Annotated in this window: 25 protein-coding genes and 2 tRNA genes; 12 read left to right on the top strand and 15 right to left on the bottom strand. The window is 38.3% G+C overall.

Annotated elements, in window-relative coordinates:
- Window positions 1-299: 299 nt before the first annotated feature.
- The 4 genes from ACFE6N_RS14450 to ACFE6N_RS14435 form a co-directional block, all read right to left on the bottom strand.
- A complete protein-coding gene (locus ACFE6N_RS14450) occupies window positions 300-1,163 on the bottom strand; it encodes an alpha/beta fold hydrolase (RefSeq protein ID WP_378937561.1) in 864 nt (287 codons plus the stop codon).
- 17 nt (window positions 1,164-1,180) lie between these two features.
- Window positions 1,181-1,648, bottom strand: coding sequence for a nucleoside triphosphate pyrophosphohydrolase family protein (locus tag ACFE6N_RS14445; protein WP_145856252.1), 468 nt, complete (start codon window positions 1,646-1,648; stop codon window positions 1,181-1,183).
- 327 nt (window positions 1,649-1,975) lie between these two features.
- The gene (locus tag ACFE6N_RS14440) at window positions 1,976-2,704 is read right to left on the bottom strand and encodes a LytR/AlgR family response regulator transcription factor (protein WP_378937559.1); all 729 of its coding nucleotides are present in this window, start codon (window positions 2,702-2,704) and stop codon (window positions 1,976-1,978) included.
- Between the two features lie 79 nt (window positions 2,705-2,783).
- Entirely contained in the window at window positions 2,784-3,791 is a 1,008-nt protein-coding gene (locus ACFE6N_RS14435; protein ID WP_378937557.1) for a sensor histidine kinase, read from the bottom strand.
- 205 nt (window positions 3,792-3,996) lie between these two features.
- Here ACFE6N_RS14435 and ACFE6N_RS14430 point away from each other — a divergent pair, with 205 nt between their 5' ends.
- Window positions 3,997-6,414, top strand: coding sequence for an outer membrane beta-barrel family protein (locus ACFE6N_RS14430; RefSeq protein ID WP_378937554.1), 2,418 nt, complete (start codon window positions 3,997-3,999; stop codon window positions 6,412-6,414).
- An 80-nt stretch (window positions 6,415-6,494) separates the two neighbouring features.
- On the opposite strand, the gene ACFE6N_RS14425 is transcribed toward ACFE6N_RS14430, so the two are convergent.
- On the bottom strand, window positions 6,495-6,977 hold the full coding sequence (locus ACFE6N_RS14425; protein ID WP_378937552.1) for a GNAT family N-acetyltransferase: 483 nt from the start codon (window positions 6,975-6,977) through the stop codon (window positions 6,495-6,497).
- 103 nt (window positions 6,978-7,080) lie between these two features.
- Here ACFE6N_RS14425 and ACFE6N_RS14420 point away from each other — a divergent pair, with 103 nt between their 5' ends.
- Complete coding sequence (locus ACFE6N_RS14420) at window positions 7,081-7,356, top strand: hypothetical protein (RefSeq protein ID WP_378937550.1); 276 nt, start codon at window positions 7,081-7,083, stop codon at window positions 7,354-7,356.
- Between the two features lie 64 nt (window positions 7,357-7,420).
- Window positions 7,421-8,023, top strand: a complete 603-nt coding sequence (locus ACFE6N_RS14415; RefSeq protein WP_378937548.1) for a hypothetical protein — start codon at window positions 7,421-7,423, stop codon at window positions 8,021-8,023.
- Window positions 8,024-8,091: 68 nt separating this feature from the next.
- Here ACFE6N_RS14415 and ACFE6N_RS14410 read toward each other — a convergent pair whose 3' ends face one another.
- Entirely contained in the window at window positions 8,092-9,693 is a 1,602-nt protein-coding gene (locus ACFE6N_RS14410; RefSeq protein WP_378937546.1) for a S41 family peptidase, read from the bottom strand.
- Window positions 9,694-10,056: 363 nt separating this feature from the next.
- On the opposite strand from ACFE6N_RS14410, the gene ACFE6N_RS14405 reads away from it, so the two are divergent.
- Window positions 10,057-10,479 carry an SRPBCC domain-containing protein gene (locus ACFE6N_RS14405; RefSeq protein WP_378937544.1) on the top strand — a complete coding sequence of 141 codons (423 nt, stop codon included), beginning with the start codon at window positions 10,057-10,059 and terminating at the stop codon, window positions 10,477-10,479.
- A gap of 58 nt (window positions 10,480-10,537) precedes the next feature.
- On the opposite strand, the gene ACFE6N_RS14400 is transcribed toward ACFE6N_RS14405, so the two are convergent.
- Window positions 10,538-10,610, bottom strand: a tRNA-Phe gene (locus ACFE6N_RS14400).
- A gap of 231 nt (window positions 10,611-10,841) precedes the next feature.
- Window positions 10,842-10,914: transfer RNA gene (locus ACFE6N_RS14395), tRNA-Phe, on the bottom strand.
- A 228-nt stretch (window positions 10,915-11,142) separates the two neighbouring features.
- Between ACFE6N_RS14395 and ACFE6N_RS14390 the strand changes: the two genes are divergently transcribed.
- Together ACFE6N_RS14390 and ACFE6N_RS14385 are read left to right on the top strand one after the other, a co-directional pair.
- Window positions 11,143-12,438 (top strand): 4Fe-4S dicluster domain-containing protein, encoded by a 1,296-nt coding sequence (locus ACFE6N_RS14390; RefSeq protein WP_378937542.1) that lies wholly within the window; start codon window positions 11,143-11,145, stop codon window positions 12,436-12,438.
- 125 nt (window positions 12,439-12,563) lie between these two features.
- Window positions 12,564-13,352, top strand: coding sequence for a (Fe-S)-binding protein (locus ACFE6N_RS14385; RefSeq protein WP_378937540.1), 789 nt, complete (start codon window positions 12,564-12,566; stop codon window positions 13,350-13,352).
- Window positions 13,353-14,231: 879 nt separating this feature from the next.
- Here ACFE6N_RS14385 and ACFE6N_RS14380 read toward each other — a convergent pair.
- Entirely contained in the window at window positions 14,232-14,717 is a 486-nt protein-coding gene (locus ACFE6N_RS14380; RefSeq protein ID WP_378937538.1) for a hypothetical protein, read from the bottom strand.
- A 50-nt stretch (window positions 14,718-14,767) separates the two neighbouring features.
- On the opposite strand from ACFE6N_RS14380, the gene ACFE6N_RS14375 reads away from it, so the two are divergent.
- The 3 genes from ACFE6N_RS14375 (at window position 14,768) to ACFE6N_RS14365 (ending at window position 18,049) form a co-directional block, all read left to right on the top strand.
- A complete protein-coding gene (locus ACFE6N_RS14375) occupies window positions 14,768-15,247 on the top strand; it encodes an ABC transporter ATPase (protein WP_090982652.1) in 480 nt (159 codons plus the stop codon).
- Window positions 15,244-15,540, top strand: coding sequence for a YciI family protein (locus ACFE6N_RS14370; RefSeq protein WP_378937536.1), 297 nt, complete (start codon window positions 15,244-15,246; stop codon window positions 15,538-15,540). Before ACFE6N_RS14375 ends, ACFE6N_RS14370 begins: the two co-directional genes overlap by 4 nt.
- Before the next feature lie 97 nt (window positions 15,541-15,637).
- On the top strand, window positions 15,638-18,049 hold the full coding sequence (locus ACFE6N_RS14365; RefSeq protein ID WP_378937534.1) for an AsmA family protein: 2,412 nt from the start codon (window positions 15,638-15,640) through the stop codon (window positions 18,047-18,049).
- Window positions 18,050-18,123: 74 nt separating this feature from the next.
- Here the strand turns inward: ACFE6N_RS14365 and mtgA are convergent, their stop codons facing one another.
- Complete coding sequence (gene mtgA, locus ACFE6N_RS14360) at window positions 18,124-18,852, bottom strand: monofunctional biosynthetic peptidoglycan transglycosylase (RefSeq protein ID WP_090982646.1); 729 nt, start codon at window positions 18,850-18,852, stop codon at window positions 18,124-18,126.
- A gap of 228 nt (window positions 18,853-19,080) precedes the next feature.
- On the opposite strand from mtgA, the gene ACFE6N_RS14355 reads away from it, so the two are divergent.
- Together ACFE6N_RS14355 and ACFE6N_RS14350 are read left to right on the top strand one after the other, a co-directional pair.
- Entirely contained in the window at window positions 19,081-19,890 is an 810-nt protein-coding gene (locus ACFE6N_RS14355) for a DUF1080 domain-containing protein (RefSeq protein WP_378937532.1), read from the top strand.
- Window positions 19,891-19,920: 30 nt separating this feature from the next.
- Entirely contained in the window at window positions 19,921-20,619 is a 699-nt protein-coding gene (locus ACFE6N_RS14350; RefSeq protein ID WP_378937530.1) for an SDR family oxidoreductase, read from the top strand.
- A gap of 189 nt (window positions 20,620-20,808) precedes the next feature.
- On the opposite strand, the gene rplI is transcribed toward ACFE6N_RS14350, so the two are convergent.
- The 4 genes from rplI to ACFE6N_RS14330 form a co-directional block, all read right to left on the bottom strand.
- Window positions 20,809-21,252: a 50S ribosomal protein L9 gene (gene rplI, locus ACFE6N_RS14345; RefSeq protein WP_090982638.1), complete on the bottom strand. Its 444-nt coding sequence runs from the start codon at window positions 21,250-21,252 to the stop codon at window positions 20,809-20,811.
- 12 nt (window positions 21,253-21,264) lie between these two features.
- Window positions 21,265-21,528, bottom strand: coding sequence for a 30S ribosomal protein S18 (gene rpsR, locus ACFE6N_RS14340; RefSeq protein WP_010599582.1), 264 nt, complete (start codon window positions 21,526-21,528; stop codon window positions 21,265-21,267).
- On the bottom strand, window positions 21,528-21,884 hold the full coding sequence (gene rpsF, locus ACFE6N_RS14335; protein ID WP_090982636.1) for a 30S ribosomal protein S6: 357 nt from the start codon (window positions 21,882-21,884) through the stop codon (window positions 21,528-21,530). The genes rpsR and rpsF overlap by 1 nt, the downstream gene beginning before the upstream one ends.
- Window positions 21,885-22,269: 385 nt before the next feature.
- Entirely contained in the window at window positions 22,270-22,863 is a 594-nt protein-coding gene (locus ACFE6N_RS14330) for a hypothetical protein (RefSeq protein WP_378937526.1), read from the bottom strand.
- Window positions 22,864-23,045: 182 nt separating this feature from the next.
- On the opposite strand from ACFE6N_RS14330, the gene ACFE6N_RS14325 reads away from it, so the two are divergent.
- Window positions 23,046-23,909 (top strand): AraC family transcriptional regulator, encoded by an 864-nt coding sequence (locus tag ACFE6N_RS14325; RefSeq protein ID WP_378937524.1) that lies wholly within the window; start codon window positions 23,046-23,048, stop codon window positions 23,907-23,909.
- 3 nt (window positions 23,910-23,912) lie between these two features.
- Here ACFE6N_RS14325 and ACFE6N_RS14320 read toward each other — a convergent pair whose 3' ends face one another.
- Window positions 23,913-24,329 (bottom strand): hypothetical protein, encoded by a 417-nt coding sequence (locus tag ACFE6N_RS14320; protein ID WP_378937522.1) that lies wholly within the window; start codon window positions 24,327-24,329, stop codon window positions 23,913-23,915.
- Window positions 24,330-24,365 lie beyond the last annotated feature (36 nt).

The raw sequence follows: 24,365 nt of genomic DNA, 5'->3' as shown, positions 1-24,365 counted from the left end.
TATTTGGTTGCTCTAAAAATAGGATATACACCAACTTTAACTGTTATGCACTGTTATGGATGAGAAATAATATGGCAGATGGAGGATGGATGATGGACGATGGAATTAGATAAGTCCAAAGACAGGGGTTGGGAGCAATAGTTAGCAAAAAATTAACCTTTGCATTTTCCAATTAAATGAAGATTTTGGTCTGCATTGATTACTTAAATCTGCGGGCCGAAATGGTGTTATAGTTATTAACAAATTGAAGAAGATAAGCGCAGATGATTGTTTTGGCATTAAAAGATTTCTCCATTCCGCTATGCTTCGAAATGACTTTCATTTTTTATTCTCTCCACAATAGCTTCAATCACGTCAACCGATCTGAGGATTTTATAATGTCCTATCTCTTCAAATGATTTAGCATTTATTGCAGGATTTTTATCTAAGAATTCTTTAAGAAACTGATGGGTTGAAATATGATCGGCTGGATCATAAGCCAGCAAGTGTGTTAAATAAGCACCTGGCTGATAAAGTTCCGTTAGGTTAAAGTGTTCAGCCGGAACTGGAAATTCTTTCGCAAAGTTGCTAAAAAAAATCTCCTGATCTTTTGCAACTACGTTTACCGAATGTAAGCTCTGTTCAAAGTTCTCCTTCAGCCTGATCAATGGTGCAATGCTAACGAGCAATTCAGGAGTTATCTCTAATTCCTGTAAAGCAATTACATTAGCCATGCCACCAAGTGAATGCCCGATAAGAACATCAGGCTTCGCATAGTTTAAAGAAATCGCTTTTACCGAATCTGCATATAACATCAGGTTGGAAAACTCTGAAATTGAACTCCCGTTACCAGGAGCATCAAAAGCAATAATTTCCAGGTCTTCTATTTTTCGGAGTTCAATAATCAGCTCATAAAAATCTAAGGCTTTGGAGGCCCAGCCATGTGTTAGTAACACTTTGCGTTTTCCATTTCCCCAGCTAAAACACTTAATGATTAGGTTGGCTTTGGTAAAATAGGTATCAAAAACCTGAAGGCTAAATTGTTTTGATTCGGCAATAAGTTGTTCCTGATGCAGGCGTAAAGGCATTTTAGGCGAGTAAAAAATAAACTCGCGCATTAAAGCAGCATCAGGCCCGGCCTGTGTTAGTTTAAGCTCATTTACGATTTGTTTTAGCCTTTTCAACGGTAACTAATCTATAGTTAAACCAAATGTGATTTTAAATCAGCTGGCGAATAATTAATCGATTTCAAAGTCTTGTCATCAGATTTTCTGAACACCAGGAACAGTCCGTCTACTTCTTTATAATAAGATTCGGTCCCATCTTTTTCTAAATAAAACCGGATGGTTTGCTCAGCCTCTTCTACTGTTTTACAAGCTTTGCTCATGTTAGAACGGTGAACTTCGTCAAACAAAGTTTTAAATTTTCCACCCAAACCAAATTCGTGGATGGCACCTGCCAAAACATATTGCAAATCGCAAAGGGCATCGGCAACCTCTACCAGATCGTCATTTTCTACCGCTTCCTGCAATTCTTTCAGTTCTTCTGCTAAAAGCGAAATACGCAAATTTGCCCGCTGCTTTGAAGGAATTATCGGATTTTCCAAAATGGGATGTTTAAACGTAGTGTGAAATTCTGCAACCTGATTTAGCGAATTGGTTTCTTGCATGATGGTGATTGATTTGATCTTTATGCAGCAAACTTAAAAAAAACCAAAGAAATATTGGGGAGAATTTATACACAGGTCGGCTAACCGGCTAACTGTTTAAATTGGCCAACTGCAATTATGAATTGCTAAAAGATTGTTCAATTATTGCATTGCTAAGTGATTAACTGCAAATTGCCAACTGAAAACTGTTCAGAATGGTTAATCGGTTAATTGTTCAAACTGGTTAATTGAAAGATGAATCCTAGCAATTGAACAATCTGACAATTCAACAATATTTAAATTCCTCAATTAACCAGTTAACCGATTTATACAATTAACCACACTACCCTACTTCTTCCCTTCCCTCACCACTTTAAAAAATTCTTCTTTATAAGTTTCACCAATGGGGATAGCCTGATCGTTGATATAAACTGTATTGCCGTCTATCATTTTGATTTTTTCAAGAGAAATAATATATGATTTATGGATACGGTAAAAGGGTGGCTGAGGCAGTTCGGTTTCCAGCTCGCGCAGTGCCTGGTAAGTGACAACCCTTTGAGTGGCGGTATAAACCGAAACGTAGTTTTTTAAACCCTCTATATAAAGAATATCTTCATAATTAACCTTAATAAACTTGTTTTTAGTATCCCCCTTGATAAAAACAAAATCATTCCCCTGGGTTAGCGGCTTTAAAGCAGCTTCCTGCTGAGCAGGCATTACAGGCATTAAAATCTGTTGTGCTTTCGTAGCAGCCTTATAAAAACGTTCATAGGAAATCGGCTTAAGCAGATAATCTACCACATCAAGATCAAACCCCTCTAAAGCGTACTCGGGGTAGGCCGTGGTTAAAATCACTTTGCATTTACCACCACAGATCTTCAAAAACTGGATCCCTGTTAACTCTGGCATCTGTATATCTAAGAAAACAAGGTCTACCTTACCCTCCTGAACGAGATTAAGTGCTTCAAAAGCATTGGTAGTGGTTCCAACCAAATCTAAAAATGGGGTTTTGCTGATAAAGCCAGCAATAATATCTGAAGCATATGATTCATCATCAACGGCAAGGCAACGGATCATGGGTTAGGGTTTAGCGGTTAGGGGTTGGCGATTAGCATGAATTAACATTAGAATAGTTTTCAATGATACAAATTATACATCAGAGATTTAAGATCAAAGTACTTTTATAAGTATTGCCGTTGTTTGAGATTAACAACTCATGCTTATCGGGATAAATCAGATCTAACCTACGGTGGATATTTACCATACCTACACCGCTTGAGAGGTCTTTCTGCGCATGGCTGATCTTATTGCTCACTTCAAAACTTAGTCTTTTTTGTTGCACCTTCAGCCTGATGCGTACTGGCTGCGCCGCATCATTAACCACGCCATGCTTAAAAGCATTTTCAACAAACGGGATCAATATCAGCGAAGCTATTTTTTGATCAGCGATACCATCTGCAATAAAATCGACATAAAAATTAGGTTCAAAACGCATCCTGAACAACGCCACATAACTCTCCAAATACTCAACTTCTTTATCTAAACCTACTTTACCATCCGGGCTGTCGTTCAAGGTGTAACGCATCAGGTCTGACAAACGCAAAACTGCATTGGCCAGCTGATCTGAAACAGGAATAGCCAGCGAATAAACATAATTTAAAGTATTGTACAGAAAATGCGGATTGATCTGCGACTTCAAAAAGGAAAGTTCCGCCTTAACCACTTCTTCCTTTAATTTCCGGTTAACCTGCTCCGACTTAAAGCTCTGTTCAATTCCATATACTGCGGCTGGCACCACAATAAAAGCTAAACTCCAATAAATATTATCAGATATATAATTCCATGCCGTTACGCCATCACCATAATTATGAAAACCAAACCATTTTCGATAGAGAATCTCCTCTATTAAATACCGAAGTGATATAAAAACGGCTATGGTAAATAAAATACCACCAATTAGCTGGGGTAATTTGTTCTTTTTTAAATATTTAGGATAAATCCACAGATAACAGATATAGAATTCTATCAACTGGATAAAATTCATGGATATATTGAATGCCGATTGCCTTAAGGTAATTCCTTTTATAATTGCTCCGCCGTAAAAATATCCTAAAACAAGTACCCAGCAAACTATGTGAATGGAAATGATTTTGATTGTTTTCATGCACTAAAACTAGACAAAGCTTTTTTAACTGCCTATTTTCTTATTCCAAACGTGCAAATAATTATCCAAACCCGGGTAAATTAAGGATGAATGCCATTTATGCCCCAAAACTGGATTGGGATAATATTTTAAAGGGTTGGGATTATATAATTTCAAACAACTTAACAGCACTTCATCTTTGAATCATCAATATAAAACAAACACAATGATGAACCTCTTTTTTAAATCTCTACTTCTTGTTCTATTTATTTTCAATTTTCAAACTACTCTTGCTCAAAACACTAAGGTATCAGGAACCATTATCGATAAAAGAAATAAAGCCCTTGATTATGCTTCAGTAGCCTTAATCCACTTACCCGATTCTTCTTCGGTTACTTTACAGGTTACCAACCAGCAAGGTTTATACGAATTTAGTAATGTTAAACCAGGCAGATATCTTATTAAAGCCGTAATGATGGGTTATAGAAAAGCCCTGTCTGCACCATTTGAAGTAAAAGCTATGGCCGTAAAAGTCCCATTAATTGTACTGTCAGATGAAACTCAAAACCTGAAAGAAGTAAATATTATATCAAAAATGCCCGTAATTGACCAAAAGGCAGACCGGGTGATTGTAAATGTAGAACAGATGAATACCGCTGGCGATAATGCATTGGAAGTAATCAGCAGGTCGCCAGGCGTAAAACTGGATAAAGACGATAACATCGTACTTAAAGGTAAAAAAGGCATTATTATAATGATTGATGGTAAGATGAGCTATATGACGGGCTTGGAACTGACCACTTACCTAAAATCATTGCCCGGATCTGTATTAAGCAAATTAGAATTAATTTCTAATCCCCCATCTTCTTTTGATGCCGCAGGTACAGCAGGCATCATTAATATCAAACTGAAAAGAAATAAAATGCAGGGATTTAACGGAAACATGAATCTGGGCGGTGGTTATGGGCGTTATGAAAAAGCTTTTGGAGGTACCAACCTGAATTACAATATCGGCAAGGTGAGTACTTATCTGCGCCTAGACGCCGGACATTATAACTCATATAACAGGCTAACGTTAAACAGAACCATAGGCGATGAACAGTATAATCAGCTTAATTTTTGGCATCCGGTAACCAACAGCTTAAATTATTCTACCGGTGCCGATTATTTCATCAACGGGAAACATACATTAGGGCTGATGGTAAAAGGCTTCACGGCTCCTGAGGAAACAAAGGTTAATAGCAATTCAATAAATTATAATGCGGCTGGTGCAAAAATGGGCAGTACATCAATGTTCAACCCACAAAGCAATACCGAAAAAAACCATGCATTTAACCTGAACTACCGTTTTAAAACGGATACACTGGGCGGAGAATTGGGCTTTGATGCTGATTACGTGAGGTTCGATAACAGCAAAAACGAAACTTTTACCAATAATTATCTTGATGCAAATGAACAGCTGATCGGCAATCCAATCGATTTGCGTAACAAAGGGATGGGAAACGTTTCTATCTATTCGATCAAGGCTGACTATAGCTTAAATTTTTCAAAAACATTAAAAATGGAAACCGGCTGGAAAAGCAGCTGGGTAGAATCGCAGAGCGATGTTCGTTTCGATTCACTCAAAACCGCTGGCTGGATCACCGATCCCCGCAGAACCAACGCCTTTTCTTACAACGAAAACATTAATGCAGGTTATCTTTCCCTTGATCAAAATTTTAAAAATCTACAGATCAAAGCCGGTTTACGTGCAGAACAGACTTTAGGCAATGGCAGTTCTTCCGGTACCAATACCCTGATCAACCGAAAATACTGGAAGCTTTTTCCAACAGTTTTTGTATCCCTAAAACTCGACTCAAACAACCTGATAACAGCTGCATACCGTAAGAGTATTAACAGACCATCATACAGCAGCTTAAATCCGTTTACATTTTATTCCGATCCCTATACTGCCCTACAGGGAAATCCGTTACTACAGCCCTCTTACGCAAATAGTTTCGAATTGAATTATTCCATTAAAAACTTCAGGATATTGACTTTAAGTTATTCGGTTAACAATGGTTCGATATCGGAGGTGGTTTATCAGAACGATATTACGAAAGAAAGCATTTCCAGACCAGAAAACCTGAACCGTACCACAAACTTTTACATGGCAACGGGGAATCCTTTCGATATAACCAAATGGTGGAACAACAGTACCGAAGTTTCGGCGGGATTTAACCGAACCCAATCAGCTGTACAAGGTAACGGATTTAATGCTTTCTCCTGGAACTGGTCGGTGGTTATGGATAATACCATTACTTTACCTAAAAACTATAGCTTAACCACCTATGCCTTTTACGATTCCCCATCGGTTAATGGTCTTTTTCGTAACTTAGAAAGTTATCAGCTCAATATCGGTGTTAAAAAATTATTCTGGAATAAAAATGCCACACTGGCACTAAAAGTAAACGATATTTTTAATACGAGTAAATTCAGGGCAAACCTGGAGTACAACAACATTAAAACCTACTGGCAAAATGAATGGGAAAGTCGGAGGGTGAACCTAAGTTTCACTTATAAATTCGGAAATATGAAAATCAAAACCGCCCGCAAAAGACAAACCGGAACCGGCGAAGAAGAAAACAGGGTAGGCAAAAATTAAAAATAAAAGTAAAATAAAATCGGTTAACTGAGCTGGATTTCTGCAGTTAACCGATTGACCGATTTCGTCAATTAAACCAGTTATAAAACCAATAACATCCAAATATTACAGGCGTAGTGTCCAGAATTACCCATCGGACCTGCGAGTTTTTTAAACCCAGCCTTTTCGTACATGGTGATGGCTTTGGCCAGTTCCGGAAAAGACTCCAGATAAATCTCATTATAACCAAAATGCTGGGCAGATTCTATACTCTTTTCCATCAGCATCCTACCGATGCCTTTGCCACGTGAAGCTGGAAGGGCATAAAATTTTACGAGTTCAACACAACCATCCGGCAGGCCATCTGTTGGATAAATGCCGCAGCCACCAATAATAGCTCCGTCTTCTTCCGCAAGCCAGTAAGCCGATTTAGGTTGCTCAAAAAGTGTGGACAATTCGTCGGTTGTCGGATCGGTATAAACAGTGCCTGGCCTGTCTACTTTAAATTCCCTTAACACCGTTCTGATCATTGAAGCTGTAGCAATATTATCTGCTGGTGTTATCTTCCTAATGGTTATGGCCATATCTTATCATTTTGTGCAAAATTAACAAACGACCAGTTGTTTTAAAATAAAAGCAAACAAAATACAATTGAATTCCATTATAACTATAAAACAGATTTATACCATGGAAAATAAAAAAGCAATCACGCCAAACAGTGATCATCCGAAACCAACAGATGATGTACAACTGGAAATAGAAACCGTTACGCCTTCAACTGAAAAGGAAAAGGTTCAACCAAATGAACAAGAGCAAAAAACCAGAGAAGATGAAGTTGACGAAAAAGCAAAACCAGATGATCAGGCTAAAAAAGCAGACATGACGGAAAAACCGGTTGAAAAAAGTAAAACTGACGATGAGGAAAAACGCGATGACATTGAAACCGCTACCCCAAGCGCCTAAGTTAATTTTGGTTAAACCCATCTTGTGGCTGAAATAGTTTTAGTATTTTGCCGTTATGAATGATATGAAAAATAAAGTATTGCTTTTCTTGTTGACCATAAGCATTTTTGGCTGCGGAATAAACAGGCAGGCGCAACAGATAAAAGCCCTGGAAGACTGCACCTATAAAATTACCGGAGTAAAGCAGGTAACAATAGCAGGAACAGATGTAAAAAAATTAATGGATCAGCAAAGCTTCAGCCTAACCAGCTTACCCGGGGTGGCCTTAGGCTTGTTGAGAAAAGACATTCCTCTAAAAGCAAACCTGAATTTGGAAATAACCAACCCGTCAGGCAATTTAGCAGCCATCAACCAGTTTGAATATAAAATACTGGTTAATAATACCGATCTGGCAGAAGGCATTGTTAATCAAAATGTGAGCATTGCACAAGGTCAAACCGTTACTGTTCCGGTACAGTTGATGAGCAACATCTATGGATTGATTTCTAATGGGAATGTTTTTAACGATATAATAAAGGCGGCTCAAAAAGGATCATCATCAAAAGATGAAAAATTAGGCTTGTTAACTATTAAAATACGACCGACTTTTATGCTGGGCAGTACACCCGTTAAATATCCTGGTTATATTACCATTAACAAAGATATCAGCAGTAAAATATTGTTGTAAATATGATCTTAAACAAAAAATGCCCGCTTAACATATTTAGTCAAGCGGGCATTTTTATTAAAGCTTCATTAAAATTTCTTGTGAGGTGTCATCACCATCCCTTTAAAGCCATTTGGATCCAGTTTTTCATCCAACTCCCTTAATTGAGCTATTGACAATTTGGGTACTGCTGTAGTGGTTGTACTTAAACTGGATGTCTTTTTCGCCGTAATCACAAAATTGCCGTTCTTCGCATAAGTCAAAGCGTAATTCAGCAAAATCTCGGTTTCATCGCCCCATGCCTTACTTAAATCCTCCGGCGATTCTTTATCAACCGTAAGACCACTATAATAGCCACCTTCACCAAGTTTATTTTTGGTTTCAAATTCAGGGATATACATATCTACTTTATCTATCCTGATGGGAAAGAAACCCACTGGTTTACCATAAGTTGTTCGCCCGATTAACTTTACATCCATTACCGGTTTTAAGCTGTTAATGGTGAGTTCGCTGGCAGATGCAGTAGCGCCCGTTACGATGAAATAGACCCTATTCAACGTTAAACTACCCGATTTCGCAAATTTTTCAACATTGTCTGCAGCTGTTGGCGAGTAATTTAAATCAGCATAGGTAGCATATTTTCCGTTTACCCCCGTGGTAAAAGTCTGCAATTTACCTGCATCATCCAACAGGGGTTGGTGCGCCAAAACGGAGGCTTTGCGCTGGGCAGTAGTAATGTTTTGCAAATAGTTATTATAATAAGAAGTAAACATCGTATTACCGTTTTCTCCCGCTGGCGCCATCAGATTGATCATTTCAATAGCTGTAGAAACATAACCACCGCCATTATAGCGTAAATCAACAACCACTTCGCTCACGCCCTGCGTAGCAAAATTAGAAAAAACCGCATTTATGGCTGAAGAGGCATTATTGGTGAAACTATTAAATACAATGTAGCCCACCTTCTTTGTACCAACCGTATAAACATTTGTAAACAATATCGGATTAACCGTGTATATACCGCTTGTTACAACAGCTGTCTTCGGATTGCCGGCTAAATCATTAAATGCTAAAGTAACCGTAGCGTTTGCACCGAAAATAGCATTGTTTAAAAAATTAACCGCACCTGGATAGGTCAGATCGGTTCTTCCGTTTACGCTGGTTATCCTACAACCCCGTGTTAAACCCTGCAATGCCGCTGACGAGTTTGGATATACATATTTTACCCTTAAATCTGTAGTGCTATCATAATTATACTGAACAGAAAAACCATAATCATTTGCCGAGCCATTTACATCGGCTTTAAGTGACCCTGTTTTTCCTGTTGTAGCTGAAGTATAGTCGAAAAACGAATATTTAGGTTCCCCAGAATTGTTTACATATTCATATGGCTTACCTGTGGCCGGATCTAAGGAATACTGTGTCATGGCGTATAGTTCAGCTTCATTTGAACTGAATCTCCTTGGATTAAATACGTCATAGGTTGGGAGCGAAGTATTCCAGTAATAAAGTTCCTTTCCGTATAAAAAGATAGAATCTTTGGTCAATTCATCCCGCGTTCCAGTAGGCGTTGTTACAACGGGAGGTGTTTCAGGCTCTTCAGGAACTGTACTGCTCTTTTTGCAGCCACTAACGGCTATAAAGCTTAGAAAACTTAGTACCGCCAGATGAAGGAATCTCTTATTTCTCATAGAAATTATTATAATATAATGTTCAATATACGGATCAGGCATTGTTAGGGTTGTTCCAAAACAAACTTTTATCTATCTACAGTTCCTTCCCATGCAGAATATCGTGTACTCATGCCCAGCTATTGATGAACTACGTAAATCTACCGATTAAATTACTTTCCACAACGATAATTATTAAATTTAGGAAGATATTTTAAAGAAGTACCAAGAATGTTATCCCTTATGCCCCCTAAATTGTCGCCTTTGCACCGCTATAATCAGGCCGTTTAGTTGCAAATTTGAGCTAACAAATTAATAGTCAACCATACTGAATACATTCTTAATTAAATTTAGTAAAGAATCACAAAACTTAAACTACAACTTATGGAAAAAACTCAATTTAAAATCACGATTAATGCTCCGAGAGCGAAAGTTTGGGAGGTACTTTTTGGTTTAAAAACCTACCCTGAATGGACCGCTGTGTTTGCTGAAGGATCGCAAGTGGAAACCGACTGGAAAAAAGGAAGCCGGGCCATTTTTGGAGATGGCAAAGGAAATGGGATGCTTGCGGTGATCCACGAAAACATACCCAATCAACACCTGTCTATCAAACATATTGGCGAAATCAAAGATGGCAAAGAAGCGTTGCACAATTGGGGCGAAGCTTTCGAAAATTATACTTTGAACGAAAAAAATGGCGAAACTGAACTACTGATCGATATGGATATGGTTGAAGAATGGGTAGAATTTTTTCAGGAAACATGGCCAAAAGCCTTAGCAAAAGTAAAAGAAATAGCCGAGCGGTAAGATTTACGAAACATATTAAAACCAAAAAAGCCTTTCATTACTGAAAGGCTTTTGGAAGTGGTGCCACCTGGATTCGAACCAGGGACACAAGGATTTTCAGTCCTTTGCTCTACCGACTGAGCTATGGCACCATCCGTTTGGGATTGCAAATGTAGTGTTCTTTTTCTCAAATCCAAAAAAGGATTTCAGTTTTTTTATACAAACGCAAAGATAAAACGTCAACTTTTTGATAAGCAGAAAGATATCTTACAAATATTTTTATTCATTTACCTAAAATCATTTGTGACAGGGAATCTGTATTTCGTATTTCAAAAACCGTCAAAAACCAAAAAAGCCTCTCATTTCTGAAAGGCTTTTGGAAGTGGTGCCACCTGGATTCGAACCAGGGACACAAGGATTTTCAGTCCTTTGCTCTACCGACTGAGCTATGGCACCATCCGTTTGGGATTGCAAATGTAGTGTTCTTTTTTCAAAAGCAAAATTTTTTTTCCATTATTTAACTGTAAAGCTGATTATCAATTAATTAATTTTTAATTTTTCAAAATCTATAAGATCATCTCTGCTTAGAATGAATACAAACAAAAATTTTTTACCATTTTTTTATGCATGCATAGTAATTTATTTGGATTAATATCCTATTTTAGCATTACAATCTAATATTGCATGGTAGCACAGATCATTTTTCTAGTACTTACACTTGCAGCAATTGCGCTGTTTACAGTTAACCTGCGTAAAATAATTCGCAATATCCGCCTGGGCAAACCGGTAAATCGACAAGATCAACCGCAAAAAAGATTATTAACCATGCTTCGGGTTGCTTTTGGGCAGTCTAAAATGGTTGTTCGCCCTATCCCTGCCTTTCTCCATTTTTTTGTTTACATCGGCTTCGTCATTATCAACATCGAAGTATTGGAGATCATGATTGACGGGTTATTCGGCACTCATCGTATTTTTAACGGTTTGGGTGGTTTATATAATTTTCTGATCGGGTCTTTCGAAATCCTGGCCTTTACCGTTTGGGTTTCCTGTGCTATTTTTCTGGTACGAAGGAATATTCTGAAAATCAAACGTTTTAGTGGCGTAGAGATGAAAAGCTGGCCAAAATCTGATGCCAACTATATCCTCATTACCGAAATTTTATTAATGAGTGCTTTCCTGTTCATGAATGCAGCAGACGCAAAACTCCAGCTTATGGGCGCCAGCCATTATGTTACTGCTGGTGCATTTCCGGTAAGCCAGTATTTAATGAGCATTTTGCCAGCATCAGAAAGTGCCCTGATCACGATAGAACGCAGCTGTTGGTGGTTTCACATTATAGGTATCCTGGCCTTTCTAAATTACCTGCCCTATTCAAAACATTTCCATATTCTTTTTGCCTTTCCAAACACCTATTTTTCTAATCTGGAACCTAAGGGGGAGTTTACCAATATGGCTTCGGTTACCAATGAGGTAAAAGCAATGCTCGATCCTTCTTTTGTACCGGCAGAAACAGAAGCAGGTAAATTCGGAGCAAAAGACGTAACTGATTTAAGTTGGGTAAACCTGATGAATGCCTATACCTGCACTGAATGTGGAAGATGTACTTCAGTATGTCCTGCAAATATTACGGGCAAACTTTTATCGCCAAGAAAAATTATGATGGATACCCGCGACCGGATTACTGAAGTGGGCCAGAACATTGATAAACACGGTGCAGAACACCAGGACGGAAAATCCTTATTGGACGATTACATCAGCAGGGAAGAGATTTGGGCCTGCACCAGCTGCAATGCCTGTGTTGAAGCCTGTCCGGTAAATATTGATCCCTTACAGATTATTATGGAGCTCCGCCGTTTTGCTGTGATGGAAGAATCGCAGGCACCAGGAAGTATTAATGCGATGCTGGGCAACATTGAGAATAACCAGGCCCCTTGGAAATACTCCCCTGCTGATCGTTTTAACTGGGCGCAGGAGAGTTAGCAATTAGCAGTTGACAGTTTTCAGTTAGCAATTCGCAATTGACAGTTTTCAGTTGGCAATAAATTAAATAATTACATGAAGTCTTGATACCTGATACTTCATACTTGATACTAGATAATAGACAAATGGAATTTAAAGTCCCTACTATGGCCGAGTTAATGGCCGCAGGTGAAGAACCGGAAATATTATTTTGGGTAGGCTGTGCCGGAAGTTATGATGAAAGAGCGCAGAAAATTACCCGCGACATTTGTAAGATCTTACATCATGTAGGCATTAAATATGCGGTTTTAGGAACAGAAGAGAGTTGTACAGGTGATCCCGCTAAAAGGGCTGGTAATGAATTTCTTTTCCAGATGCAGGCCATGGCCAATATTGAGGTATTGAATGCTTATAACATCAAAAAAATTGTTACAGGCTGCCCGCATTGCTTCAACACCATTAAAAACGAATATCCGGGTTTAGGTGGCGCTTACGAAGTGATCCACCATACGCAATTGATACAGGATTTAATTAACGAGGGCAAACTGAAAGCCGAAGGTGGTGAAAGTTTCAAAGGCAAAAAAATTACTTACCACGATCCATGTTACCTGGGCCGGGGGAATGGAATTTACGAAGCGCCCAGAAAAGCTTTAGAGGTACTTGATGCGCAGCTGGTAGAAATGAAACGCTGCAAAAGCAATGGCTTATGTTGCGGTGCCGGCGGTGCCCAGATGTTTAAAGAACCAGAAAAGGGAAATAAAGACATCAACGTAGAACGTATTGACGAGGCTTTAGAAACCGGGCCACAGGTTATTGCCGCAGGATGTCCATTCTGTATGACGATGCTAAGTGATGGTGTTAAATTAAAAGATAAAGAACAGGAAGTGAAGGTGTTGGATATTGCGGAGATTACGGCAAGGGCAAACGGACTGTAACCATTGTTGAACCTACATAACGAAGCTGTATCATTAGGCGTAATTGTCATCCCGGGGGTTAGGTTTTGTCATTCCTGCCCCAATTTGGAGCCTTGTAATACTCATGAGCACTAATTCAAAACAAAAAATTAATGAGTAATCTTAATGCAAATGTTTTAAGATACCCGCCTGCGCGAAGAATGACGCCCAGCGAGACTGCGCTCCTAAAACAAACAATTATCTTAAAATCATCCCCTGCTGCTTTATTTCCAGGAAAGCAATTGCAGTTCTCCATAGGTTAATTTCTTCCTGCTCTACCTCCTGCCATGAAAAATGGCATCCGTTCAATCAGGTTTAATTTACTCATTTTTTGCTACTATGTTGGTTTTTCCGTACAACAGGCCCAAGTTCATAGCCCTGATCGGAGCGTGCATCCCGGCTTTTCGCCGGGATAAAGCGGAGAGCAGGAATAACTTTAAAAAAAGCGAATGACATTGCGCTCCAAAAAACGATCAACAATTCTAATTTTTATTTATTAATTTTTGACCAACAAGAGGTTTAGTGCTTCCTTACTTTTCAGGAAAGCAATTGCAGTTCTCCATAGGCTAATTTCTTCCTGCTCTACCTCCTGCCATGAAAAATGGCATCCGTTCGATCAGGTTTAATTTACTCATTTTTTGCTACTATGTTGGTTTTTCCGTACAACAGGCCCAAGTTCATAGCCCTGATCGGAGCGTGCATCGCCCGATCCTTCATCGGGGATAAAGCGGAGAGCAGGAATAACTTTAAAAAAAGCGAATGACACTGCGCTCCAAAAACAATCAAAAATCTTTACATCGCCATGTAACTCATGTTTATTCTTTCAAAGCAATTGTAATATCACCAATGTTAATTCTTTACCTATGGCTTCTGAAGAATTGAAACCTCTGCATTGATTTTATTCAGGTTATCGCGGATCAGGTTTAAATCTTCGGCTTCAATATTTTTTAATGGAATAATAATCTGTGTCGCCATCGAGTCTACATCACCTCCCCTGTCTTTATAAGTCTGCACAATCACATCATCACCCCTGGTATGGATATATAATTTTCCTGCGGTGGTTGTACCATAATAGTCCATATCTTTAAATTTCGACAGCTTAAATGCGAAATACTCCGTTTTACCGTTATTAAAATATCGCTTGTACCGGCAAAAGCCGTTGTTGGTAACATTTAATTCGTAGCGTTTTATCCGGTCACTTTCCTGGCTGCTATCGTAGTGGTCGGTAAAGGTTTTTTGAAGATAGCTGGCACATTGCTCCATGGATTCGGGGTCAGAAAAAGAGCATAAAAACAGACAAGAAGCCGGAATTAGGGATATTTTCAAGCAGCATGTAAACTTTTTCATCGGGCTAGCGTTTTTAACACAGCAATTTAATTAAAATCGTAAATTTGTATATGAGTTTTTCTCCACAATCAAGAGTTTGGATATACCAAAGCGATCGCAAATTTACTTCAGGCGAAGAAACTGAGATCTTAAACAAGCTAACCGCCTTTACTAACCAGTGGAAAGCACATGGAAATGAATTGTTAGCCAAGGCAGAAATACGCTATGGCTTTTTTATCATTCTGATCGTTGATGAGAGCAGGGCTGGCGTTACCGGCTGCTCTATTGATAGCTCTGTTCGCTTAATGAAAGAAATTGAACAGGAATACCATGTGGATCTTTTTAACCGTTTCAATATTGCCTATAAAGTAAATGGAGAGGTAGTGGTAAACAACAAAGAGGACTTTGAAACTTTGGTAAATATTAAACAGGTTACCCCAGAAACTACCGTATTCAACAATATGGTACAAAACCTGGCCGAGCTGGAAACGAAGTGGGAAGTTCCCTTTAAAAACAGCTGGCATTCTACTGTTTTTGCGCACTTGCTATGAGTAATATGTTTATTGTTGATCTGAAATATATTGTTCCTTTAGAAGAACTGGATGAGCATATGGAGGCACACGTTAGGTACCTTAAAAAATATTATAAACAGAACGTTTTTGTGGCCTCGGGCAGAAAGGTGCCCCGAACCGGTGGAATCATTTTGGCACTTGCCAAAGATGAGACTGAATTAAAAAAAATCCTGATGGAAGACCCCTTTTATAAACACCGTTTGGCCGATTTCAAGATTACTCATTTCCTCACATCACAATACCACCCGGATCTGGAATCTCTTCTGGGCTAACTGATTGATAAGAGCTGCTACTATTACAGCTATTTTTATTGTTAGCCAAACAATTAGCTGGCAAAAAACATTATATTGGTTCAATCAAATCTTGTTTATGAAGCGCTGGCTTAAAATCTCTTTAAAAATTGTATCGGTTTTAGTTGTACTGATTATATTAACCTGGCTGGCGGGTGCTTTTTACATCAGCAGAACTAAAAAAGAAGTATTGGCTTCTATCCTATCGCAATTAAATAAAAACTTAAACGGACAGATTACCGCCACCAGCATGGAGCCTACGCTTTTGAAAAGCTTTCCGGGGGTTTCTGTTTCTTTGAATGGCGTTTTGTTAAGGGATAGCCTGTGGGCGCAGCACAAACACGACCTGTTAAAGGCACAGGATATTGATGTATCTTTAAACATACTCTCCCTTATTACAGGCAACATCAATATTAGACAGATTTCCATTAACAATGCTTCCATTTATATCTATACTGATTCAACAGGCTATAGCAATACCAGTATCTTTAAAAGCAAACCTAAAACCGATAAAAAATCCCCAACGAAATCTTCAGCACTTGAGGTGAAAAAAATTGATTTTAACAAGGTGAGTTTGGTTTTAGATAATAAGAAAAGATTTAAGCTGTTTAATTTTAATATTGATCAGATTAAGGGCAGGATGGAATATCCGGATAGCGGCTGGACGGGTAACATTAAGTTGATCACCAAAGTAAACAGTTTTGCCTTTAATACCCGAAAAGGTAGCTTTTTAAAAGATAAAACCCTGGAAGGCACTTTAAATGCACATTATAGCAGAGATCTGGATGCGATAATCCTGAGTCCTGAAATCCTTAACATTGGTGGTCACCCTTTTAAAATTGGCGCCAAAATAGAACTCGCTAAATCTGCTTTTGCCATTAGCATTGCTGTTGATGACATCCTCTTCAGAGATGTTGCTTTACTCTTATCACCCAACATTTCTTCCAAACTGCTAAAATTTGGAATTGAAAAACCCATTGATATCCGCGGAAATATCGTTGATGACGGATCAGGAAAATATGGAGATCCTTTGATCAATGTAGGCATAACCGTGAGGGATAATGTGGTTTCCATCCCGGCGGGTAAACTAACGGCGTGTAATTTCGATGGTTCATTCACCAACCGCGATACCGTTGGCGGCATTATTGGCGATGAAAACTCGTCCATCAAATTTCACAGGCTTACGGCAAAATATTTTAATGCACCGCTTAAGATCGATACGTTTACGGTTAACAATCTCTCCCGCCCTATTGCAACCGGATTGGTTACCTCGCAATTTCCACTAACGAACTTAAACCATTCATTAGGTACGAACGACTTCGATTTTAAAAGTGGAACAGCCGACTTAAGGCTTTATTGCAAGGCCGATATCGATAATTTCAGGTTCACCAAACCGGTGGTTTCCGGTAAAATACGAATTGCCGACGCCGATATCGTTTATATCCCCAGAAAACTTCATTTAGTAAAGAGCGCTTTAAATATCGATTTTAACCAAAATGATTTATCCATACAAAATGGGCATTTTCAACTGGGCAAAAGTGAGTTGAATGTGAGCTGTAGTATCGCCAATTTTGCCAACCTCTATTATACAGCTCCTGAAAAAATATTGGTGAACTTAAAAATGTCGAGCCCGCAGCTTTACCTAAAAGAGTTTTTACCTTTCTTAGGTCCGAGAACGGCTAAGAAAAAATCGGGCAACAATAAACAAGTTGTTTCGAAAGAACTAAGCAATGTGCTGGAACTTTCTAAAATGGATATCCGCTTAACGGTAGATAAAGCCATTTATGACCATTTTCTGGCCAAAAATCTTGATGCCAACATTTCTCTACGTGGCGGAGGCATATTCTTTAACAAAATCAGTGTAATGCATGCAGGAGGTCAGTTATCCCTAAATGGAAATATTATGCAGGAAGCGGCATCAAATAGTTTTAAGGTCAACTCAAAGATCAGCCATGTAAGCGTGAAAGATTTTTTCTATTCGTTTGATAACTTCGGTCAAAATACCATTACCAATAAAAATTTAAAAGGTTACTTATCATCGTTGGTTAACATTTCGGGAAGGATATCGCACGCAGGAAAAATTCTTCCGCGATCAATCAATGGTAAAGTGGTATTTAACCTGAACAATGCTGCCCTGGTTAATTTCGAGCCGATGGTTAAGGTAGGTAAATTTGCTTTTGCCAACAGAAACCTATCAAACGTGGAGATCAAAAATCTTGATGGAACCCTTAATATCCGTGGCGACAAGGTAGAAATCAGTCCGATGCAGATCAACTCCAGTGCTTTAAACTTTAATGTAAAGGGTATTTATGCTTTGGGTACCGGTACAAATGTTCAGATGGACATTCCACTCAGAAATCCAAAGGGAGATGAAAACCTGACCAGATCAGAAAGAAGAGAAGCCCGTATGCGTGGCATCGTGTTGCACCTGAAAGCCATTGACGACGAAAAAGGCGGAATAAAAATCAGGTGGAACAAAGATCATGACTAGTGTTAGTCCATAGTCTCAAGTCCAAAATCCTAAGTCGAAAAATGGACTGAAGACTCAGGGCTTTCGACTTCAGACTAAAAATCAAGCGGTCCCAACCTGTTCATATTTCTTAAAATCAGGTATTGACGGTGCCTGATGTATGGAGTTGCGTTTTTAGGCGTCCATCTTCTGGGGTTTGGAAAACAGGAAGCAATTAAAGCAGCTTGTTTTTTGGTTAATTTTGTGCACGATTTGCCATAATACTCCCGGGCGGCAGCTTCGGCACCATAAATCCCGTCGCCCATTTCAATAACGTTCAGGTAAACTTCTAATATTCTCTCTTTGCTCCAGAACAGTTCTATCAATAACGTAAAATAAGCTTCAAAACCTTTTCTGATCCACGATCGGCCAGGCCAAAGAAAAACATTCTTAGCAGTTTGCTGCGAAATGGTACTTCCACCTTTTATCTTCTTCCCTTTGGCATTACTGGCAAAAGCTTTTTCAATGGCTTTCATATCAAAACCGATATGGGTTAAAAAAAGCTGATCTTCTGCAGAAACAGCAGCCCTTTTCATATTATCAGAAATATCATCAAATTTTACCCATTTTTTTTCTGTCTTAAAAGGTTTTCCATCTGCTTTACGCTCAATATTCCGAAGTACCATTAAAAGGGTAATAGGCGGATTGATGAAGCGAAGGGCAATGACCCAAAATACAGAAACCAATAAAAAATATATAAATACTTTTGTAGCCACGTTAGTAATCCTCTTGAGCAGGGGATGTTTTGCTTTACTTTTCGTCTTGGTTGCCCGTGTTTTTGCCATGGGTACAAAGGTAACTAAAGAGACGGAAATGACATTGTTAATAATAGTCTTAATTATACCGATAATAATCATCAGCAAAAGCACATGACAGCAATTATTTTATACCAGACTTAACTTATAACCAATAAATAAGTTTGTTTATGTATTTTAGTCCGTGACTGTGAATTAACCATTTTCCATTCACTAAACCACAAAAACCTGATAGCAGAACCACCAATAATTAAATAAATGAAAATACCAAGCTACCTATTGCTTGCCCTTTGTTTTTGGGGCTGCAGCACCATTAAAAACACCAATAACAAACCTGAAAAGTGGATAACACTTTTTAATGGAAAAGACATTAAAGACTGGAATGTTAAAATCCACCACCACGATTACAATGTAAATTTTGGAAATACCTTTAGGGTGGTTGATGGTATAATACAGGTGCGGTACGACCAATATGGTGATTTCAATGATCAGTTTGGCCATCTTTACTACAAAACGCCTTTCTCCTATTACCATTTAAAGTTAAAGTACCGTTTTGTAGGTGAGTTGCAGAAAGGGGCACCCAGTTATACGCTACGTAATAGCGGTTTAATGTTCCATTCGCAGGATCCGAAAACAATGCCTAAGGAACAAGACTGGCCAATTTCGATTGAAATGCAGTTTTTAGGTGGTTTGAGCGACGGTAGGCCGCGCCCGACAGGAAATATGTGTTCGCCAGGTACCGATATTTTTTATAAAGGTAAATTGTATGATGGCCATTGCCTGGATTCTAAATCAAAAACATACGATGGCGACCAGTGGGTATCTGCTGAACTGATTGTGCTTGGGGATTCGCTGGTTACGCACATCATCAATGGCGATACCGTGTTACAATATAGCAAACCCCAAATTGGTGGAGACGTGGCTAACCGTTACGACCCCAAAATTAAAATAGATGGCAAAGCACTCCAATCTGGTTTTATTGCTTTACAAAGCGAAGGTCAGCCTGTCGATTTTAAAGATATCCAGATCATGGAACTTCCTCACCACAATATGAAAAAATCTAAGTAAACATTTTTCAATATCATACGTTACAACAACATGAAAGTTGCATTAATTACAGGCGGAAGCAAAGGAATTGGTTTTGGCATTGCCGAATCACTTTTAAAAGAAGGCTATAAGGTAGCCATTACAAGCAGAACGATTGCCAGCGCAAATCAGGCTGCATCTCAATTGGTAACACATGGAGATGTATTGGCTATTGAAGCAGATGTTGTAGATTTTAAATCTCAGCAGGATGCTGTAAATCTGATACTCGAAAAATGGGGACAATTAGATGTACTGATTGCCAATGCTGGTATTGGACATTTTGCACCGGTTGACGAATTAGACATTAATTTGTGGAAAGAAACGATTGATACTAATTTAACGGGTGTTTTCTATAGTATCAAAGCTTCAGTTGAAGAGCTTAAAAAGACCAGGGGCCATATATTTACCATTTCGAGCCTGGCAGGCACGAACTTTTTTGCAGGAGGATCTGCTTATAATGCCAGTAAATTCGGCTTAACAGGCTTTACCCAATCAGTGATGCTTGATTTAAGAAAGTATGGTGTTAAGGTAAGTACCATTATGCCTGGATCGGTTGCGAGCCACTTTAATGATCATCAGCCTGACAGTGAAAACGATGCCTGGAAAATCCAGCCAGAGGATATGGGCAAACTGATTGTTGATTTATTGGCCATGCCGGCAAGAACACTGCCCAGCAAGGTGGAAATCAGACCTACTACACCGAAAGGATAAAAAAGGAAGGATGATGTGTGATGGAAAATGGAAGATGTAGTTAAGTTTAAACAATTTATTGAATAAAACTTAATAGATCAGTAATTATAGCTCACTTAATCTTCACCATCATCCATCTTACATTCTTACATCCAATAAAAAAGGCCTTTCGATTTGATCAAGAGGCCTTTTTTATTGATTAAAGAATGCTTATTCAGCGATTACTTCAAAAGGAACCTGAACTTTAACTTCTTTGTGTAAGTTTAAGTTAGCAACATATTCGCCAACAAACTTAGGTTCAGTTTCGAAAGTAATACGGCGACGATCTACGTCAAAGCCTTGGGCTTTTAATGCTTCAGCAATCTGGATGGTGTTAACCGCTCCGAAGATTTTTCCGCTTTCGCCTGCTTTGGCACCGATTGAAAGTTTAACCTCAGCTAAACGCTCAGCAACACCTTCAGCATCTTTCTTAATTTTATCTTGTTTAAAAGCAGCTTGCTTTAAGTTTTCTGCCAATACTTTTTTAGCAGAAGAAGTAGCTAATGCAGCAAATCCTTGAGGGATTAAATAGTTACGGCCAAAACCTGGCTTTACTGTAACTACATCATCTTTCTCACCAAGGCCTTTAATATCTTGTTTTAAAATAATTTCCATATCTCTAGCCTCCTATTTTAATTGATCAGCAACAAAAGGTAACAAACCGATATGACGGGCGCGTTTAACAGCCTGAGCCACTTTACGTTGGAATTTTAACGAAGTACCGGTTAAACGGCGTGGTAACAATTTACCTTGATCGTTAATAAATTTCAACAAGAAGTTTGCATCCTTGTAATCGATGTATTTAATTCCGTTTTTCTTGAAACGGCAATATTTTTTACGGTTATCCTCTACTTTAGGGGCAGTTACGTATTGTATTTGTTCTCTTGCCATTACGCTGCAACCTCCTTAGTTTTTTTGTTAAAAGCACCACTACGCTTTTTCTCATTGTAAGCAACAGCGTGTTTGTCTAAACGGATAGTTAAGAAACGTAACACACGCTCATCGCGTTTTAATTCAAGCTCTAATTTTGCGATCAAATCTCCTGAAGCTTTGTATTCAGTTAAGTTGAAGAATCCATTTGATTTTTTTGCAATTGGATACGCTAATTTTCTCAAACCCCAATTATCTTCCTGGATAATTTCGGCTCCGTTATCAGTTAGAACTGCTTTGAATTTAGCTAATGCCTCTTTCGCAGCCTCTTCAGATAACAACGGGGTTAGAACGATAACAGTTTCGTACTGATTCATTGTTATAATTATGTTTTTAATTTTTTATCCCGAGGTATATTACGGGGTTGCAAAAGTAATAATATATTTCTTAAAATCAAATGATTAATTGGATTTTATATCCTGAAACACATTGAGGTAAAACGGATGAAAGAAAACGGATGAAGGAAAATGGTTAAGGGAAGACGTAAAATGGAAGATGGAAAGCGAATTGAGAGAAGAAAATGGAAATAATAAAGTCGCATAACATCATCCATCTTACCTACCCTCATCTTACATAAAGGTAATCAAATTTTATCTATCGATGGCAGTCTTGCAACATCATCCATCTTACATACCCCATCTTCCATAAAAAAGGGAGTTCGTCTATCCGACAATCTCCCTGAATCAATTAGCTGTAAAGATTTTAGTACGTTTCTATCGTTTTTACAAAACTATCATCATTATATTTAACCACAAAGGTTAATTCTTTAGAATCAGTTTTGCTGATATTGAATTTTTTTACCAGTTGCGATTTATCCTTGAACACTTCATTATAAACCACATCATTGTATTCGTTATACACGCTAACTTCTACCGGATTGTTTTCCAGGTTTTCAAGATTAAGCGTGATGACCTGATCATTTTTTGTATAAACAGGTTTAAATACGTTAGATATCTTTGGCTCAGAAACAATTGCTTCACCATTTTTAATCACAATATTATATTTAGCAACCTTTACATCCGATTCTGCCTTTAACGTATACTTTCCATCAGGAAGTTCATTCAGGTCATAGATTTTGCTGGATGCCGCCGGAGCATGGATACTTTCTTCAAACAAAACCTCATCGTATGCATCAATTAGTGATAAATTGATATTTTCTGCTTTGTCTACAGAGAAACGGATGAATTTTTCCTTTTCACCTTTTATCTTCAATGTAAAATCACCATCGTTAGCGTGTACACCCGTAGCAGTAAAAATTAGCGCTGCTATTAAACCGATTTTTAAGAACTTTTTCATAACCAATATTTTTAAAGAGTTAATCATTATATGACACCACTAAGGTACGGAGGCAGTTGAAAGATAGGTGACTGCATATTTTCCAATATCTATGCTATATTACCCTCCATTACCTGTTATTTTAACAAAACCTATAATAAAGCATATTTTTTATCTATTTTAGAAACGTAATCCAGCAAAACATGAAGCCAAGCTTTGAGGTTGTTGAACCTTCTTTCGGAAGTTCGTTTTATTATTCAAAATATGTGGAGAATGCTAATAATATGGCGCATCTCTGGCATTACCATCCTGAAATTGAAATGGTGTTTGTTAATGGCGGTGCCGGAAAAAGACAGATCGGAAGTCACGTTTCCTATTATACCGAAGGCGACCTGATTTTAATTGGCAGCAACCTGCCCCATTGCGGCTTCACCGACACCAATACCGGAAACAAAAACGAAACCGTCATCCAGATGAAACCCGATTTTTTGGGCAGTATTTTTTTGGGGCTGCAGGAAATCAGAGGCATACAAGAGCTGTTTGATAAAGCAAAGGCAGGGATAGCTTTTGGCAGGGAAACCATGCTGGCAGTTGGCCACCGGATAGAAATGATGGACGAGCAGTTACCTTTCGAGCGACTTTTAACCTTATTGAGTGTCTTAAAAGAACTTGAACTGGCTAAAGATTATAAAATATTAAACGCCGATGGTTTTTCGATGGAAATGCAGGTGCAGGATAACGACCGTATTAATATGATTTTTAATTTTGTAAAAGATCATTTTCAGGAGCAGATCAGTTTACAGCATGTTGCCGAAATGTCGAGCATGACCGTTCCATCCTTTTGCCGTTATTTTAAAAAGATTACGAAGAAAACATTTACCCATTTCGTAAACGAATACCGTGTGGTGCATGCCTCTAAACTTTTGGCCGAAAAGCAAACCAGCATTGCCAATATTTCTTACGAAAGCGGATTCAATAACTTTAGCCATTTTAATAAATTATTTAAAGAGTTTACGGGCAAAAGCGCTTCGGAATACAGAAATGAATTGAAAGCGGTAATCAAATAGTGATTATTTCTTCAAATAATGGGTGTATTCTTTATAATCCAACTGATCTCGCTTAGGCCCTTCAACAACGAAGACAAAAGTATTTTTATCGATACTTACTAATCTGCATGGGTTTACTAAACCTGTTTTTAGTTCAAATCTGCTTTCTGAAATGATGGTATAAGTATTGTTAGAAATCTGATCAAAATATTGAATTGCTGTCCCATCCTTGTTAAAGTGGTAATACTCACCTCTTTTTGCCAACGTAGTCGTTTCATTTAGCAATTTACCCATATAATCATAGTTTTTCTCCACCAATTTTTCATATTTCCAATCGCCAATAATTTTACTTTTAAAATCATCTACCGGCTCCTTTTTACAGGAACATACAATTAACAATAAGCAGGATAAAATGAAAGGGATGAGCGTTTGGCGTTTCATAAAGATTATTTTTTCAAAGATAGATTTAGTTTTTGG

The organism is Pedobacter sp. BG31, assembly GCF_042464845.1.
GTDB lineage: Bacteria > Bacteroidota > Bacteroidia > Sphingobacteriales > Sphingobacteriaceae > Pedobacter > Pedobacter suwonensis.
The sequence above is the reverse complement of the archived record's forward strand: the minus strand, read 5'-3'. Positions and strand labels throughout refer to the sequence as shown.

What these genes read in the sequence shown, in the direction of transcription:
- ACFE6N_RS14430 (WP_378937554.1), top strand. Translation starts at nt 3,997, where the DNA reads ATGATGAACCTCTTTTTTAAATCTCTACTTCTTGTTCTATTTATTTTC.
- ACFE6N_RS14435 (WP_378937557.1), bottom strand. Translation starts at nt 3,791, where the DNA reads ATGAAAACAATCAAAATCATTTCCATTCACATAGTTTGCTGGGTACTT.
- ACFE6N_RS14445 (WP_145856252.1), bottom strand. Translation starts at nt 1,648, where the DNA reads ATGCAAGAAACCAATTCGCTAAATCAGGTTGCAGAATTTCACACTACG.
- ACFE6N_RS14420 (WP_378937550.1), top strand. Translation starts at nt 7,081, where the DNA reads ATGGAAAATAAAAAAGCAATCACGCCAAACAGTGATCATCCGAAACCA.
- ACFE6N_RS14365 (WP_378937534.1), top strand. Translation starts at nt 15,638, where the DNA reads ATGAAGCGCTGGCTTAAAATCTCTTTAAAAATTGTATCGGTTTTAGTT.
- ACFE6N_RS14320 (WP_378937522.1), bottom strand. Translation starts at nt 24,329, where the DNA reads ATGAAACGCCAAACGCTCATCCCTTTCATTTTATCCTGCTTATTGTTA.
- ACFE6N_RS14350 (WP_378937530.1), top strand. Translation starts at nt 19,921, where the DNA reads ATGAAAGTTGCATTAATTACAGGCGGAAGCAAAGGAATTGGTTTTGGC.
- ACFE6N_RS14410 (WP_378937546.1), bottom strand. Translation starts at nt 9,693, where the DNA reads ATGAGAAATAAGAGATTCCTTCATCTGGCGGTACTAAGTTTTCTAAGC.
- ACFE6N_RS14370 (WP_378937536.1), top strand. Translation starts at nt 15,244, where the DNA reads ATGAGTAATATGTTTATTGTTGATCTGAAATATATTGTTCCTTTAGAA.
- ACFE6N_RS14325 (WP_378937524.1), top strand. Translation starts at nt 23,046, where the DNA reads ATGAAGCCAAGCTTTGAGGTTGTTGAACCTTCTTTCGGAAGTTCGTTT.
- ACFE6N_RS14405 (WP_378937544.1), top strand. Translation starts at nt 10,057, where the DNA reads ATGGAAAAAACTCAATTTAAAATCACGATTAATGCTCCGAGAGCGAAA.
- rpsF (WP_090982636.1), bottom strand. Translation starts at nt 21,884, where the DNA reads ATGAATCAGTACGAAACTGTTATCGTTCTAACCCCGTTGTTATCTGAA.
- ACFE6N_RS14380 (WP_378937538.1), bottom strand. Translation starts at nt 14,717, where the DNA reads ATGAAAAAGTTTACATGCTGCTTGAAAATATCCCTAATTCCGGCTTCT.
- rpsR (WP_010599582.1), bottom strand. Translation starts at nt 21,528, where the DNA reads ATGGCAAGAGAACAAATACAATACGTAACTGCCCCTAAAGTAGAGGAT.
- rplI (WP_090982638.1), bottom strand. Translation starts at nt 21,252, where the DNA reads ATGGAAATTATTTTAAAACAAGATATTAAAGGCCTTGGTGAGAAAGAT.
- ACFE6N_RS14415 (WP_378937548.1), top strand. Translation starts at nt 7,421, where the DNA reads ATGAAAAATAAAGTATTGCTTTTCTTGTTGACCATAAGCATTTTTGGC.
- mtgA (WP_090982646.1), bottom strand. Translation starts at nt 18,852, where the DNA reads ATGGCAAAAACACGGGCAACCAAGACGAAAAGTAAAGCAAAACATCCC.
- ACFE6N_RS14390 (WP_378937542.1), top strand. Translation starts at nt 11,143, where the DNA reads ATGGTAGCACAGATCATTTTTCTAGTACTTACACTTGCAGCAATTGCG.
- ACFE6N_RS14425 (WP_378937552.1), bottom strand. Translation starts at nt 6,977, where the DNA reads ATGGCCATAACCATTAGGAAGATAACACCAGCAGATAATATTGCTACA.
- ACFE6N_RS14440 (WP_378937559.1), bottom strand. Translation starts at nt 2,704, where the DNA reads ATGATCCGTTGCCTTGCCGTTGATGATGAATCATATGCTTCAGATATT.
- ACFE6N_RS14375 (WP_090982652.1), top strand. Translation starts at nt 14,768, where the DNA reads ATGAGTTTTTCTCCACAATCAAGAGTTTGGATATACCAAAGCGATCGC.
- ACFE6N_RS14330 (WP_378937526.1), bottom strand. Translation starts at nt 22,863, where the DNA reads ATGAAAAAGTTCTTAAAAATCGGTTTAATAGCAGCGCTAATTTTTACT.
- ACFE6N_RS14385 (WP_378937540.1), top strand. Translation starts at nt 12,564, where the DNA reads ATGGAATTTAAAGTCCCTACTATGGCCGAGTTAATGGCCGCAGGTGAA.
- ACFE6N_RS14355 (WP_378937532.1), top strand. Translation starts at nt 19,081, where the DNA reads ATGAAAATACCAAGCTACCTATTGCTTGCCCTTTGTTTTTGGGGCTGC.